Genomic DNA, 14,176 nt, shown 5'->3' with positions numbered 1-14,176 from the left:
ATGTCCCCGACCGGACGACTGGGAGGGCGCCGCGGTGCGTTCACCCGCCGGAGAGCGCCCGGAAGTGCGGGATGACCTTCGTGCCCCACTGCCGGATCGTCTCCAGGCAGACCTCCTGCGGCACCGTGCCCATCTGGATCAGGCACATCACCTCGTCGACGCCGATCTCCCGCAGCCGCTCGACGTAGGCGATCGCGGTCGCGGCGTCCCCGTACGCGTGGTCGGTGTTGTACGTGCCGGTGTCGACCGGGCGGGCCGGGATGCTCGCCTCGTGGAGCCGGGCCACCAGCTTCCGCCGCTCCTCCTCCAGGGCGCCCGTGTGGTCCTCGTCCTCCGCGTAACCGGTGGGCGCGGGGGCGCCGCCGTACCAGTGGGCGATCGACTCGGCGAAGAAGCGCTGGCCGCGCGTGCCGAGCCGCAGCGCGCGGTCGGCGTCGTCCAGGACGACCGTCGGGCACAGGGCCGAGAAGTGGTCGTTGACCTCCGTGGAGACGAACCGCGACCCGTCCCGTACGGAGATGGCCCCGTCGTACACCGCGCGCATCGCGCGGACGTCGTCGGCGCCCGCGAAGCCCATCACCAGCGCCCCGATGCCCAGTTCGGCCGCCTGCCGCAGGGAGTCGTGCTGCGAGCAGGCCATGAAGAGGGGCGGGTGCGGGTGCTGCACGGGGCGCGGCAGGACCGCGCCGGGGCCGATGTCGAGGGAGCCGTGCCACTCGAACTCCGGCTCGCGCCACGCGGCGGCGAAGATCCGCAGGGCCTCCTCGGTCTGCGGCCGGGTGTCCTCGGGGTCCACCCCGAACATCCGCATCTCCTGGCGGGTCGCGCCCCGGCCGGCGCCCACGTCGAGCCGGCCGCCGGAGAGCACGTCGAGCATGGCGGCGCGTTCGGCGACCCGGACCGGGTGCTGGTAGCCGAAGGGCATGGTGACCACGCCGTGGCCGACGCGGATCGTCCGCGTACGGGCGGCGACCCAGGTCAGGAAGATCTCGGACGCGCTCATGTGGGCGTACTGGGTGAGGGAGTGGTGCTCGACCGCCCAGACGCGGTCGAAGCCCATCTCCTCGGCGAGGACGGCCTGTTCGACGCAGTCGTGGATGACCGCGCGTTCGCGTGCGGGGGTGGGGTCGACGAGCTGTGCTTCGAAGATCATGGAGAACTTCACGGTGAGCTCCTCCCGGACCTGAGCGGGGACCTGTGCGGGGACCCGTGCAGGGACCCGTGCGGGGTCCTGCGTAGGGTCCTGCGCGGCGGATATGCCTAATCGAAATACTTCTAGCAGGCATAGGGAGAGGAGGGAAGCGCCGTACACTTCCGCCCGTGGACGAGAAGACGGAGGGGACTCCGGAACCGCTGCCCGGGCTTCCGGCGACCGGCTGGGCCGTGCTCGGACTGCTCTCCTTCGGACGGGAGCTGTCCGGCTACGACCTCAAGAAGTGGTCGGACCGGTCGCTGCGCCTCTTCTACTGGAGCCCGTCGTTCAGTCAGATCTACAGCGAGCTCAAGCGGCTGGAGAAGACCGGCTACGCCACCTCGCGCCTGGTCGCACCGGAGGCCGGCACCCGTGACAAGCGCGTCTACCGGATCACCGACGAGGGCCTCGCCGCCGTCCGGACCTGGGCCCGCACGGCCCCCCTCGACCCGCCCGTCCTCAAGCACGGCCCGATGCTGCGGCTCTGGCTGGGCCATCTCGTCGAACCCGACCGGATGCGCGAGATCCTGGCCGGACACCGGGAGTACGCCGAGAGCATGCGGCTCCGTGCCGAGGCCGACGTGGCGGACGCCGGTGCCGACGAGGCGTGGGCGTACCCCCGGCTCACCCTCACCTGGGCCGAGCGGTACTACGCGGCCGAGCGCGACCTCGCCGACGCCATGCTCGCGGACATCGAGCGGCTGGACATCGAGCGGCTGAAGGCCGAGCGGCTGGAGACCGAGCCTCCACGGCCGTGAGTGTCGGCTTCAGTCCTCCTTCTTCCCCAGGCGCGCGAACTGCTCCTCGGTGAGGGTGACGTCGAGCGCGCCCAGGTTCTCCAGGAGGTGCGCCGCCGAGGACGTACCGGGGATGGGGAGGATGTGCGGGGCCCGGTGCAGGAGCCAGGCCAGGGCCGTCTGGGACGGGGTGGCGCCGACCTCGCGGGCGACCCGGGCCACCGGGCCGTCCGGCCCCGCGTGCCCGCCCATGGCGATCGGGAAGAAGGGGACGAAGGCGATGCCGCGGCCCGCCGTGTGCGCGACCACGGCCTCGTGGTCGCGGGTCGCCAGGTTGTAGAGGTTCTGCACCGCGGCGACCGGGGCGACCGCCTCGGCCTCCTCCAGCTGGGCGACCGTCACCTCCGAAAGACCGATGTGCCGGACCTTGCCCTCCTCCTGGAGCCGGCGCAGCGCGCCCACCTGCTCGGCGACCGGGTAGTTCTCGTCCAGGCGGTGCAGGTACAGCAGGTCGATCCGCTCCGTCCGCAGCCGGCGCAGGCTCAGTTCGGCCTGCTGGCGCAGATAGGCGGGGTGGCCGAGCGGCACCCACTCGGTGGGGGAGGGCCTGACCACACCGACCTTGGTGGCCACCGCCACGGCGTCGCCGTACGGAGCCAGCGCCTCGGCGAGGAGCTCCTCGCCCGCCCCCAGCGCGTACGCGTCGGCCGTGTCGAAGAGGGTGACCCCCGCCTCGGCGGCCGTCCGCAGCAGGGCCAGCGCGGCCGCCCGCTCGGCCGGGGCCGACCAGATGCGGGCCTCGGGTCCCGTCGGGTCGCCGGGGCCGTCGGCGAGGCGCATCGTGCCGTATCCGATGCGCCGGACCGGGAGGTCGCCGCCGAGCTGGAATATCGTCGGGTCGATGCCGGACGTCCGGTCGGTACGGGCTTCGGCGTCCGTGGTGTTCGTGTCATTCGTGGTGTTCGTGCTGTTCGTCATGTCCGGAACCGTAGGAGCTCACACCGGTGTGAGCTTCAAGCGGGAACGGGCCGATGTGAGGGGGGTCACAGTGAAGATCGGTGAGCTGTCGCGTGAGACCGGGGTCGGCGTCCGGCTGCTCCGCTACTACGAGGAGCAGGGCCTCCTCTCCTCGGAGCGGACCCCGGGCGGGCAGCGGGTGTACGGCGCCGACGCCCCCGCCGTCGTCCGCCGCATCCGGGCCCTCCTCGGCGCCGGACTGCCGACCAGGGTCATCGCCGAGGTCCTGGACTGCGTCTGCGGCAGCGAGGCGGAGATCGAGCCCTGCCTCAGCCCGATGCTCGTCGCCCAGCTCGACGCCATCGACGAGAAGATCCACGGCCTCCAGGACACCCGTTCCTCCCTCGCGGCACTCGTCGCGGTCACCGAGAACCGGCAACTCGCCGCCACCGACCGGGCGATGGGTATTCCGGTGGCCGGCGCCGCGACGCCCGGGCGATCATGACGCCATGACTTCTCTCGTACGCCACGTGACCATCGACTGCGCCGACGCCCACGCCCTGGCGAGCTTCTGGGCCGCGGCGCTGGACGCGAAGCTCGCCGACGACGACTTCCCCGGCGACCCCGAGGCCACCGTCGAGTCGCCCGGCGCGAACCTCCTCTTCATCCAGGTCCCCGAGGCGAAGGCGGTGAAGAACCGCGTCCACCTCGACCTCCAGCCGCAGGACCGCACCCGCGACGAGGAGATCGAGCGGCTGCTCGCCCTCGGCGCCACCCTGCTCGACGACCGGCGGAACGCCGACGGCACCGGTTGGGCGACCCTCGGGGACCCGGAGGGCAACGAGTTCTGCGTCGAGCGCAGTGCGGCGGAGCGCGCCGCGGCCTCCTGAGCCGGCCGCCCGAGCCTTTCGGGAAACGTTCGGAGTAATCCGGACAGAAGATGTCGGGTATCCGGGGTTTCCTGGAGTCATGGGAGACACCGGAACCACCTGGTCGGCCTTCGAGGCCGCCGAACCCGAGCTCGCCGCGGCCGTGCGCGAGCGCTTCGGGCAGTACACCCATCACGCGCTCGCCACCGTACGGAAGGACGGCTCGCCCCGCCTCAGCGGCATCGAGGCGGACTTCCGCTTCGGCGAGCTCTGGCTCGGCATGATGCCGAACTCCCGCAAGGCGCTCGACCTGCGCCGCGACCCCCGCTTCGCGCTGCTCGCCAACCCCGGCTCCGGCACCGACATGGGCGGCGGGGACGTCCGCGTCTCCGGGCGGGCGGTCGAGATCACCGACCCGGAGACCGTCGACCGGTACGCCTCCGAGGCCGGCGCGCCGCTGCCCTTCCACCTCTTCCGGGTGGAGCCCACCGAGGTCGTACGGACCCGGGTGGACGGCGAGGAGCTGGTCGTGCGGACCTGGGCCCCCGGGCGTCCGGCGCGGACGATCCGGCGCGGCAACGACGACAGCCCGCCGCGCGGGGAGTCCTGAGACACCCGCTGGGGCCAGAATGGACGGGTGCCGAACACTGTCAGCAAGAAGAAGACCCAGGTGAGTGCCGGGCCCGAGCGGCGCCGTGAGCTCCTCGACACGGCGGCCGAGGTGTTCGCCGCCCAGGGGTACAACGCCACCACCGTGCGCAAGATCGCGGACGCCGCCGGCATGCTCGCCGGCAGCCTCTACTACCACTTCGACTCCAAGGAGTCGATGCTCGACGAGATCCTCTCCAGCTTCCTGAACGAGCTGTGGGAGGGGTACGACGCCGTCCTCGACGCCGGGCTCGGGCCCCGCGAGACCATCGAGGCCCTGGTCACCGAGTCCTTCCGGGAGATCGACCGGCACCGCGCCGCCGTCGCCATCTACCAGAAGGAGTCCCGGCACCTCACCGACCTGCCCCGCTTCCACTACCTCGTGGACTCGCAGGAGAGGTTCGAGAAGGCCTGGCTCGGCACGCTGGAGCGCGGGGTCGCGGCCGGGGTGTTCCGGGCGGACCTCGACGTCCGGCTGACGTACCGCTTCGTGCGCGACACCGTCTGGGTCGCCGCGTCCTGGTACCGGCCCGGTGGGCAGCACAGCCCGGAGGAGATCGCCCGCCAGTACCTGAGCATGGTCCTGGACGGCGTCGCCGTACGCGCGTGAAGGGAGTGCCCGACAGGGCCGGGTCCACCCGACGATCACCGAACGGCTGTGAAGTCGCCCACGTCGCGGCGTCCGGGCCTGGTCTGATCCGTCCGGGCATCGGTCGCGCGGGGCGGGAAGGTCCTGAGGCGCACTATTGTTCCGGTAGAGACATCCGGAGTGCGTATCGCGTGTTCCGGGAGAAACAGCCGGGGTCCGTTCACGTGCTCCGGGAGACACAGCCGGGGCCCGTTCGCGTGTTCCGGGTAGAACAGCCGGGGCCCGCATCGTGCAGGTGCGGGCCCCGGCTGTGCCGCGAGCACCGGCCAGGAAGGCACGCATGACCCGCTCCGAACGCCCCTTTAAGCGCGGCCCCCGCACCGCCCAGGCGAAGTCCACGTCACAGCCGAAGGCCTCCCGCGGTGGCCGTCGTCCCACCGCGCCCCCGCCGCCGAGCGAGTTCACTCCGCCGGAGACGGTGACGCCCGCGCTCCCCGCGGTGGCCTCCTTCGCCGACCTGGACATGCCCGAGGGCCTCCTGCGGATTCTGGGCGAGCAGGGTGTGACGGAGCCGTTCCCGATCCAGGCCGCGACCCTCCCGAACTCGCTTGCCGGGCGCGACGTCCTCGGCCGGGGCCGCACCGGCTCCGGCAAGACGCTCGCCTTCGGCCTCGCGCTGCTGGCCCGCACCGCCGGCCGCCGCGCCGAGCCGACCGCGCCCCTCGCGCTGGTCCTGGTGCCCACCCGTGAGCTCGCGCAGCAGGTCACCGACGCCCTCACCCCGTACGCCGGCGCCCTGCGCCTGCGGATCACCACGGTCGTCGGCGGCATGTCGATCTCCCGGCAGTCCTCCGCGCTGCGGCGCGGCGCCGAGGTGCTCATCGCCACGCCCGGCCGGCTCATGGACCTCATCGAGCGCGGCGACTGCCGTCTCGACCAGGTCGCCGTCACCGTCCTCGACGAGGCCGACCAGATGGCCGACATGGGCTTCCTGCCGCAGGTCACCAAGCTGCTCAAGCAGGTCGAGCCCGGCGGCCAGCGGCTGCTCTTCTCGGCCACGCTCGACCGGAACATCGACAAGCTCGTCAAGATGTTCCTGGACGACCCGGTCGTGCACTCGGTCGACCCCTCGGCCGGCGCGGTGACCACCATGGAGCACCACGTCCTGTACGTCATGGACGAGACCGACAAGAAGGCCGTCACGCTGAAGATCGCGGCCCGCGACGGCCGGACGATCCTCTTCCTCGACACCAAGCGGTCCGTGGACCGGCTGGTCAAGCGGCTCCTCGCCAACGGCGTGCGCGCCTCCGGCCTGCACGGCGGGCGCTCGCAGCCGCAGCGGAACCGGACCCTGGACCAGTTCAAGAACGGCCAGGTCACCACGCTCGTCGCGACGAACGTGGCGGCCCGCGGCATCCACGTCGACGACCTCGACATGGTCGTGAACGTCGACCCGCCGATGGACCACAAGGACTACCTGCACCGCGGCGGCCGGACCGCCCGGGCCGGCGAGTCCGGCAGCGTCTTCACCCTGGTCCTGCCCGAGCAGAAGCGGGACATGGGCCGGCTGATGTCGAACGCGGGCATCAGCCCCCGTACGGCGCAGATCAAGTCCAGCGACCAGCACCTGACCGATCTGACCGGCGCCAAGGAGCCCTCGGGCGTCCCGATCGTCATCGAGACGCCGCAGCCGACCCCGCCGCGCAAGGCGGCGGGAGCCGGCGGCTCGGGCTCCGGCGCCGGCCGAGGCCGTCGTCGCCGTCCCGCGGGCACCGGTGGCGGTACGGCCGCCACCGGCACGTCGATGGGTTCGGGGCGCGCCTCCGGCTCCGGTACGTCCACGGGCCGTGGATCCGGTTCCGCGGGCGGCTCCGGGCGCTCCGCGGGCGGCACGGGCCGTTCCGCGGCCGGTGCGGCGCGCGGCTCCGGCACGGGCCGGGGCTCCGGTTCCGGCGCGGGCGCCGGGCGCGGTGCCGCCGCGGGGGCCGGCCGTGGTGGGCGTCAGGCGCCGGCCACGAGCCGTTCCCGCAGCGCCAGCACGTCGCGGAACTCCAGGCCGAGGCCGACGGAGTAGTAACGGGCGAGGCTTCCGTACGAGGCCCGGACCTGGTCGAGGGCGGTGTCGAGATACTCCGGACGCACCTCCTGGAGCGGCACGATCAGGTCCGGGTTCTGCATGAACCCGCCCTGCCGGAGGCCCTCGCGCACCTGGGCGTCGTAGGCGGCGCGGATCGTGTTCGAGGCCAGGTAGTCGGCGCGGGCCTCCGCCGTCGGCACCCCCAGCAGGGTGAGCAGGAGATAGCCGGTCCAGCCGGTGCGGTCCTTGCCCGAGGTGCAGTGGAAGAGCAGCGGCCCCCGGGCGGGGTCGGCCAGGTCCCGCAGGTTCGCGGCGAAGGCGGCCCGGTTCGCGGGCTCGGTGACGAAGGTCCGGTACACGTCGCTCATGAAGGCGGCGCCCCGCCCGCCGCCGAGCATCTCCTCCTGCCGCACCGGGTCGCGGGAGCCGATCGCGGCCATGAGGCGCCCGAAGAGACCGTTGTCGGTGACGGGCCGGGCGACCGGGAGCACGCCGGACGGCAGCCGGTCGGCGCCGTCGTATCCGACCTCCAGCGGGATCCGCAGGTCCACGACCGTGCCGAGGCCGAGCCCGGCGAGCGTGGCGAGGTCGGCGGCGGTGAGCTTTCCGAGGTGGTCGCCCCGGTAGGCGAGGCCGTGACGGACCCGGCCGCCGTCGTAGGTGCGGTATCCACCGAGGTCACGGACGTTGACCGCGCCCTGGAGCGGGATCTGCCGGATCGTGTTCCGGGGGGCTCGCGGTGTCGTGCGCGCCTCCGCGTTCGCCGGCAGGGCCGCGAACAGGGCGGTGGCGCCGGTGGTGGTGAGCAGCGCGCGTCGGGACAGGGGCATGACGGACTCCCTCATGGACGTACGGGCTGACGGGCGGACGGGCCCACCAAACGTTTGTTAGACGATTGGGGAGGAAGGTAGCAGCCGCCGGGTCCGGGCGGGAGGGTCCTGCTCGTGATCGGTGACGCGTGCCCGGTGGCGAGACCGGTGACGAGCCCGGCCGGTGGCGAGCCCGGCTGGTGGCGAGCCCGGCTGGTGGCGAGCCCGGCTGGTGACGAGCCCGGCCGGTGACGAGCCCGGCTGGTGACGAGCCCGCCGGCGTGCTCGGTGAAACGTCGTGCACGACATCCCCACGACTGGTGACGAGTGGTGAACGTCCGGGGAATTGAAGGGCGTCGGCCTTCCGGGGGCCGCTCTACGCGCGTCATCATCCAGCCATGCGCATCCCCCCTCGATTCACCCTCGCCGGCGGTGTCGCCGCCGCCCTCCTCTCCTCCCTCCTCCTCGGCGCCCCCGCCACCGCCGCGCCGGCCCCCGCACCCGTCACAGTCGCGTCCTCGCTCGCGGCGACCGCGGCCGTCGGGGACATCTGCTACTCCGACCTGCCGTCCCAGGCCCACGACACCCTGCGGCTGATCGACGCGGGCGGCCCGTTCCCGTACCGCCAGGACGGCGTCGTCTTCCAGAACCGGGAAGGGGTCCTCCCGTCCCACTCGCTGGGCTACTACCACGAGTACACGGTCAAGACCCCGGGCGTCTCGACCCGCGGCGCCCGCCGCATCGTGACCGGGAACTCCGTCCAGGAGGACTACTACACGGCCGACCACTACGCCACGTTCGACCTGATCGACCACGGCTGCTGACACACCGCCGGCGCCGGGGCCGACGCGACTGACGGCGCCCGCGGCCGACGCGACCGCCGAGCGCGCGTCAGCCCCGGCGCGGCGCCGTCCACTCCAGGCGGGTCCTGACCCGGGCGTCCCGGACGTGTTCGAGGGCGGCGAGCGCCGTCTCGCGGGCCGCGCCGTCCGGGTCGCCGTCCGCCAGCACCGTCGCCAACGCGTCGACAGCACGCGGATCCTGACGGATCGCCAGTCCGCGCGCCGCCTCCGCCGCCGTCTCCGGATCGTCGTCGCCGAGCCGCTCCGCGAGCCCCTCCCGTACGAGAGGGGTGTCGTCGGGCAGCTCGGCGAGGGCCAGCGTCGCCCAGTCCCGCACCCGGGCGTCGCCGTCCCGGCTCAGCGCGAGGAGCACCCCGAGGGCCTCCGTGTGCCCCGCCGGCACGATCCCGGCCAAGGCCCCCGCGACCGCCCGCCGTACCGCCGCCTCGGGATGCCCCGCCGCCGCGAGCAGCTCGGGCACGGCCTCCGCGTCCCCGCACTCCCCGAGCGCGAGCACCGTCGACAGCAGGGGCTCCCGCGCCGTGGGCGCGGCCTCCGAGGCCAGCCGCCGCAGCACCGGCTGCGCGCTCGCCGCGAAGCCCGGCAGTGCGCCGAGCACCCGCGCGCCGAGCGCCCGGCGCAGCGGATCGCGGTAGGCACACCAGCCCGCCGCCGCCACGAAGGTCTCCTCGTCGGCCCGGCCGGCCAGTTCGGCCACCGCCGTCGTCCAGGCGTCGAGCTCCGGGTCCCCGCAGCGCAGCGCCCGCGCCGCGAGCTCCTCGTGCGGGGTGCGCAGCCCGATCGCCGCCTCCAGGAGCGTGGCGATCGCCGCGTGACCGGTCTGCCGCTCGTCGCCGCGCGTGGGCGCGCCGTCCTCCCGCAGCAGCTCGACGACGACCGTCACCCCGCCGTCCTCCCGGACCCGGCGGACGACCGCCTCGTACGTCTGCCCGCCGTCGTTCCCCGCGACGAGCCCGCGCCGCAGCTCGGCCGCGATGTCGGCGCCGATCCACCGCCGCGCCTCCCGCAGCGCGGCCTCCGGGGCCGCCGCCTCGTGGTCGAGCAGCGCCCGTACGCAGGCGGCGGAGCCGCGCCGGGCGGCGGCGACGAGCGGGAGGAACCCGTCCGGCCCCGGCCGGTCCGGGTCGGCCCCGTGCTCCAGGAGCACCCGGGCCGTGTCGGCGTGCCCGAGCCGGAGCGCCCAGGCGAGCGCCGTGAAGCCGAACTCCTCCTCCTGGTCGGCCGGCGCGCCGGCCGCGAGCAGCGCCCTGACGACCTCGGCGTGCCCGCCGCAGGCCGCCCCGCACAGCGGCAGGTCGCCGTCCTCCTCGCCGCTGCGGCGCGCCGGATCGGCTCCGGCGGCGAGCAGCACCCGGACGATCCCGGCCTCGTCGCCGACGGCCGCGCGGTACAGCGGTGTCTCCCCGTCCTCCCGGCCCTCGGGGTCCGCCCCGCTCCGCAGGGCCCGTACGGCCCCGTTCTCGTCCCCGGCTCGGATGGCGTCGAACAACGTACTCATGCGTCGACCCTGACGCGCCGTCCGCACATGGCGCAAATCCATTCCCCGTACGGAGGCAGGGGTTCGCGCCGCCGAACCCCCGTACGGGGGCAGAGGTGTGCGCCGCCGCGCCCCGGACGGGCGCTCCTGTTTCGCCGTACGCGGGTCAGGGCGCGCACTCCAGGACGGAGCCGCACACTCCGCACCGCGCCCGCACGGTCCGCCCGGCCGGGACCCGCAGCCGCTGGAGGCAGACCGGGCAGGCGAAGGAGACGCCGGTCGCCGGGGCCCCGCCGTCGAAGGCGTACGGGGCGCCCGCCGCCGCCCGGCCCTGGCGCCGCTCCCTGCCGTACCGCCGGCGCTCCGCCCAGCCCGCCCCGGCGAGCGGCGGCTGCCGCAGCTCCCGCTCCGCCTCGGCCCGGCCCCGTACCCACGCCTCGTACGCCACCGCGCTGGTGAACCACGGCGAGGGGTCCTCGCCGAAGAGCGCGGCCCGCTTGGCGAGGACGTAGCCGAACTCCTCCGGGGTCAGGTAGCCGAGCTTCTGGCTCTCGACCCCGTCCTGGCGGTACGCGTCGAGGAGCAGCCAGCCCGCGCCCAGATAGGTGGTCACGACGTCGGTGAGGATCTCGTTCTCCGGGGTGCCGGGGAAGCCGAGTCCGAGCCGGTGCAGCAGGACATGGGTGATCTCGTGCGCCAGGGCCGCGCCGATGTCCCGGCGGCGGGTCCGGAAGCGGTCGTTGAGCTCGACGAAGTACTCGGGTCCGGCGGTGAGTTCGACGGTCGCCGCGTGCTCCATGGGGCGGAAACTCGCCACGATGCGGGCGTCGGGGAGCCGCAGGTGGTGCACGAGGGCGCGGGCCACCCGCTGGGTGCCCAGGTGGAGGTCCTCGTCGTCGCCGATGGCCATGTCGGCGGCCGGCACGCTCACCGGAAAGCGCTGCACACCGTCGGGGGAGAGGCGTCGGTAGAGCGCGGTGAGCGAGCCCCGGACCGCGGCGCGGTGCGGGAAGCCGTGGCCGACACGGTCGGCCCCCTGACGGTTCGGCATACGGGATCCCCCCTTCGTTCCACTGTACGGTCCCTCCACCGGTTCTGGCCGAAAAGGCTTTCTTGTGGCGGCAGTTGAGCGCTGTCCATAATCCGGACATGGCTTGACGGGCGCATGTCATGCCCGTCGGGCTCAACCCCCCATGGCAGAAGGAGCACGCGTGAAGAAGAACCGACTGGTCAGCGCCCTCCAGAAACTCGCGGCAGCCGGCGCCGTCGTCCTCGCCGCCGTCAGCCTCCAGCCCACCACGGCCTCCGCCGCCCCGGCCCCCGTCGTCGGCGGCGTGCGCGCCGCCCAGGGCGAGTTCCCCTGGATGGTCAGGCTCTCGATGGGCTGCGGCGGCTCGCTCATCACCCCGCAGGTCGTGCTCACCGCGGCCCACTGTGTGAGCGGCTCCGGCAACAACACGAGCATCACCGCCACCGCCGGAGTCGTGGACCTCCAGTCCAGCAGCGCCATCAAGGTCAAGTCCACCAAGGTCCTCCAGGCCCCCGGCTACAACGGCAAGGGCAAGGACTGGGCGCTGATCAAGCTCGCCAGCCCCATCACCTCGCTGCCCAACCTGAAGATCGCCGAGACCACCGCCTACAACAGCGGCACCTTCACGGTCGCCGGCTGGGGCGCCGCCCGCGAGGGCGGGGCGCAGCAGCGCTACCAGCTCAAGGCGAACGTCCCGTTCGTCTCCGACGCCTCCTGCCAGTCCTCGTACGGCACCGACCTGGTCCCGGCCGAGGAGATCTGCGCGGGGTACAGCCAGGGCGGGGTCGACACCTGCCAGGGTGACTCCGGCGGCCCGATGTTCCGCAAGGACAACGCCGGCGCCTGGATCCAGGTCGGCATCGTGAGCTGGGGCGAGGGCTGCGCCCGGGCCGGCTACCCCGGCGTCTACACGGAGGTCTCGACCTTCGCCGCCGCGATCAAGTCGGCCGCGGCCACGCTGTAACGGCGTCCTGAGAACGGGTGCCCCGGAGCGGCCTCGGCTCCGGGGCACCTTCACGCGCGCTTGCTCCGCGAACTCAGCGGACGCCGATGGCGTCGATGCCGTCAACGCCGTCAACGCCGTCAACGCCGTCAACGCCGTCAACGCCGTCGATGTCGTCAGCGCCGTCGAGGACGTGGAGGACGACATCCGTCGCCGTCCCGCCCTCCAGTTCGAGCACCCACACCTCGTTGGCGCCCTCCCGCAGCACCGGCCCCGGCACGAACAGCGACTCCTGCGGGCCGGCGTTCCAGTACCGGCCCAGGCAGAAGCCGTTCACCCAGACGAAGCCGCGCGTCCCGCCCGGCAGGGAGAGCAGCGCGTCCCCCGGCCCGGCCACCTCGACCGCCCCCCGGTACAGCCCCGAGCCCGCTCCCTCCCCGGCCACCGGCCGGAACGGCACCTTCGCCACCGCCGCCGCCTCGAAGGCGTCCAGACGCAGGCCCTGGGCCCGGAACCCGTGCAGGTACTGCCGCTCGTGCCGCACCCCGCCTGTGATCCCCTTCGGCTCCGCGAGCCGCGGCCCGTAGTTGACCCGGCCCAGCGACTCCACCCACAGGTCCACGACGGCCGGCCCCGCCACCGGCTCCACCAGCGCCGGGTCCTCGGTGTCCCCGGTGCCGAGCACCCCCGCCAGGACCCCGTCGACGTACACCGTCGCCCGGTCCCGCAGCCCCGTCACCCCCAGCGGGTACGGCTGCCGGGGCCCCGGGACCTCCACCCGGTAGCGGACCAGACCCCGGTCCACCCCCAGCTCCTCGAACGTCGGCGGCACCGGCGCGGACCGTTCCTCGTCGCCGAGCACCTCCAGGACCTCGCCGAGCGGCGCCCACCCGCCGAGGGCGCCCCGCACCGGGGCCGCGAGGCGCGCCGGCGGCTCGGGGAGCCCGGGCAGCGGCCCCTCCGCGTACTCCGCGAGCACCTCGCGGAAGCGCCGGAACTTCTCCGTCGGCCGCCCCGCCTCGTCCACCGGCGCGTCGTAGTCGTACGAGGTCACCGTCGGCCGCAGCGCCCCGTCGTGCAGCTCACCCGTCCGGTTCGCCCCCGCCCAGCCGCCGAAGTTGGTCCCGCCGTGCGCCATGTACACATTGACCGACGCCCCGCACTCCAGGATCTCCCGCAGTGCCGCCGCCGCGTCCGCCGCGTCCCGCACCGCGTGCTCCGTGCCCCAGTGGTCGAACCAGCCGCACCAGAACTCCATGCACATCAGCGGCCCCGAGGGCTGATGGCGCCGCAGCGTCGCGAAGCCCTCCCGCGCCCCCGAACCGAAGTTCGCCGTCGCCAGCACCCCCGGCACCGAACCACCCGTCAGCATGTGGTCCTCGGGCCCGTCCGAGGTGAAGAGCGGCACGCTCACCCCGCACGCGCGCAGCAGCTCCGCCACCCACTCCAGATAGCCCCGGTCGCTGCCGTAACTCCCGTACTCGTTCTCCACCTGCACCAGGACCACCGGGCCGCCCCGGTCGACCTGCCGCTCCACCACCTGCGGAAGCAGCCGCCGGAACCAGGCCTCCACCGCCGCCAGGAACTCCGGATCGAGCGTCCGCACGCGCCGCCCGAGCGGCCCCGTCAGCCAGTGCGGAAGCCCGCCGTTCTCCCACTCGGCGCAGATGTACGGCCCCGGGCGCACGATCGCCCGCATCCCGGCCCGCTCCACCGCGTCCAGGAACCGGCCGAGCGCCTCCACGTCCCCGTACCGGCCGGGCTCCGGCGCGTACAGGTTCCAGGGGACGTACGTCTCGACACAGTTCAGGCCCATCGCGCGCAGCATCCCGAGCCGGTGCTCCCACTGCTCCTCGTGCACCCGGAAGTAGTGCAGCGCCCCCGAGAGGAGGCGCACCGGCCGCCCGTCGAGCAGAAAGTCCTCGTCACCCACAGCGAACGTGCTCATGGCCTCACTTTTGCCCTCTGGCGGCGAGCCGGTCCAT

General features: G+C 73.7%; 14 protein-coding genes. 8 read left to right on the top strand and 6 right to left on the bottom strand.

Annotated elements, in window-relative coordinates; translation table 11 throughout:
- Window positions 1–40: 40 nt before the first annotated feature.
- Window positions 41–1,165, bottom strand: coding sequence for an LLM class flavin-dependent oxidoreductase (locus ACFC0G_RS01205; protein ID WP_376395235.1), 1,125 nt, complete (start codon window positions 1,163–1,165; stop codon window positions 41–43).
- 155 nt (window positions 1,166–1,320) lie between these two features.
- On the opposite strand from ACFC0G_RS01205, the gene ACFC0G_RS01200 reads away from it, so the two are divergent.
- Window positions 1,321–1,950: a PadR family transcriptional regulator gene (locus tag ACFC0G_RS01200; protein ID WP_376395232.1), complete on the top strand. Its 630-nt coding sequence runs from the start codon at window positions 1,321–1,323 to the stop codon at window positions 1,948–1,950.
- Window positions 1,951–1,959: 9 nt separating this feature from the next.
- On the opposite strand, the gene ACFC0G_RS01195 is transcribed toward ACFC0G_RS01200, so the two are convergent.
- On the bottom strand, window positions 1,960–2,907 hold the full coding sequence (locus ACFC0G_RS01195) for an aldo/keto reductase (protein WP_376395229.1): 948 nt from the start codon (window positions 2,905–2,907) through the stop codon (window positions 1,960–1,962).
- A 70-nt stretch (window positions 2,908–2,977) separates the two neighbouring features.
- On the opposite strand from ACFC0G_RS01195, the gene ACFC0G_RS01190 reads away from it, so the two are divergent.
- The 5 genes from ACFC0G_RS01190 (at window position 2,978) to ACFC0G_RS01170 (ending at window position 7,066) form a co-directional block, all read left to right on the top strand.
- On the top strand, window positions 2,978–3,391 hold the full coding sequence (locus ACFC0G_RS01190) for a MerR family transcriptional regulator (protein WP_376395226.1): 414 nt from the start codon (window positions 2,978–2,980) through the stop codon (window positions 3,389–3,391).
- 4 nt (window positions 3,392–3,395) lie between these two features.
- The gene (locus tag ACFC0G_RS01185; protein WP_376395223.1) at window positions 3,396–3,776 is read left to right on the top strand and encodes a VOC family protein; all 381 of its coding nucleotides are present in this window, start codon (window positions 3,396–3,398) and stop codon (window positions 3,774–3,776) included.
- A gap of 79 nt (window positions 3,777–3,855) precedes the next feature.
- A complete protein-coding gene (locus ACFC0G_RS01180) occupies window positions 3,856–4,365 on the top strand; it encodes a pyridoxamine 5'-phosphate oxidase family protein (protein WP_376395220.1) in 510 nt (169 codons plus the stop codon).
- A gap of 27 nt (window positions 4,366–4,392) precedes the next feature.
- On the top strand, window positions 4,393–5,013 hold the full coding sequence (locus tag ACFC0G_RS01175; protein ID WP_376395217.1) for a TetR/AcrR family transcriptional regulator: 621 nt from the start codon (window positions 4,393–4,395) through the stop codon (window positions 5,011–5,013).
- 319 nt (window positions 5,014–5,332) lie between these two features.
- Window positions 5,333–7,066, top strand: coding sequence for a DEAD/DEAH box helicase (locus ACFC0G_RS01170; RefSeq protein ID WP_376395214.1), 1,734 nt, complete (start codon window positions 5,333–5,335; stop codon window positions 7,064–7,066).
- On the opposite strand, the gene ACFC0G_RS01165 is transcribed toward ACFC0G_RS01170, so the two are convergent.
- Window positions 6,994–7,899 (bottom strand): tyrosine-protein phosphatase, encoded by a 906-nt coding sequence (locus ACFC0G_RS01165; RefSeq protein WP_376395211.1) that lies wholly within the window; start codon window positions 7,897–7,899, stop codon window positions 6,994–6,996. The two genes, ACFC0G_RS01170 and ACFC0G_RS01165, sit on opposite strands and share 73 nt — an antisense overlap.
- Window positions 7,900–8,276: 377 nt before the next feature.
- On the opposite strand from ACFC0G_RS01165, the gene ACFC0G_RS01160 reads away from it, so the two are divergent.
- The gene (locus ACFC0G_RS01160; RefSeq protein ID WP_376395208.1) at window positions 8,277–8,702 is read left to right on the top strand and encodes a ribonuclease domain-containing protein; all 426 of its coding nucleotides are present in this window, start codon (window positions 8,277–8,279) and stop codon (window positions 8,700–8,702) included.
- Window positions 8,703–8,769: 67 nt separating this feature from the next.
- Here ACFC0G_RS01160 and ACFC0G_RS01155 read toward each other — a convergent pair whose 3' ends face one another.
- Window positions 8,770–10,239 (bottom strand): ankyrin repeat domain-containing protein, encoded by a 1,470-nt coding sequence (locus tag ACFC0G_RS01155; protein ID WP_376395205.1) that lies wholly within the window; start codon window positions 10,237–10,239, stop codon window positions 8,770–8,772.
- Window positions 10,240–10,384: 145 nt separating this feature from the next.
- Window positions 10,385–11,269, bottom strand: coding sequence for a hypothetical protein (locus tag ACFC0G_RS01150; RefSeq protein WP_376395202.1), 885 nt, complete (start codon window positions 11,267–11,269; stop codon window positions 10,385–10,387).
- Between the two features lie 142 nt (window positions 11,270–11,411).
- Here ACFC0G_RS01150 and ACFC0G_RS01145 point away from each other — a divergent pair, with 142 nt between their 5' ends.
- Window positions 11,412–12,212, top strand: a complete 801-nt coding sequence (locus ACFC0G_RS01145) for a trypsin-like serine protease (protein ID WP_376395199.1) — start codon at window positions 11,412–11,414, stop codon at window positions 12,210–12,212.
- A 73-nt stretch (window positions 12,213–12,285) separates the two neighbouring features.
- On the opposite strand, the gene ACFC0G_RS01140 is transcribed toward ACFC0G_RS01145, so the two are convergent.
- A complete protein-coding gene (locus tag ACFC0G_RS01140) occupies window positions 12,286–14,139 on the bottom strand; it encodes a beta-galactosidase (RefSeq protein WP_376395196.1) in 1,854 nt (617 codons plus the stop codon).
- Window positions 14,140–14,176: the final 37 nt, after the last annotated feature.

The organism is Streptomyces sp. NPDC056169, from assembly GCF_042268445.1.
In the GTDB taxonomy this organism is placed as follows: domain Bacteria; phylum Actinomycetota; class Actinomycetes; order Streptomycetales; family Streptomycetaceae; genus Streptomyces.
This window is presented reverse-complemented; position numbering and strand designations above follow the sequence as displayed.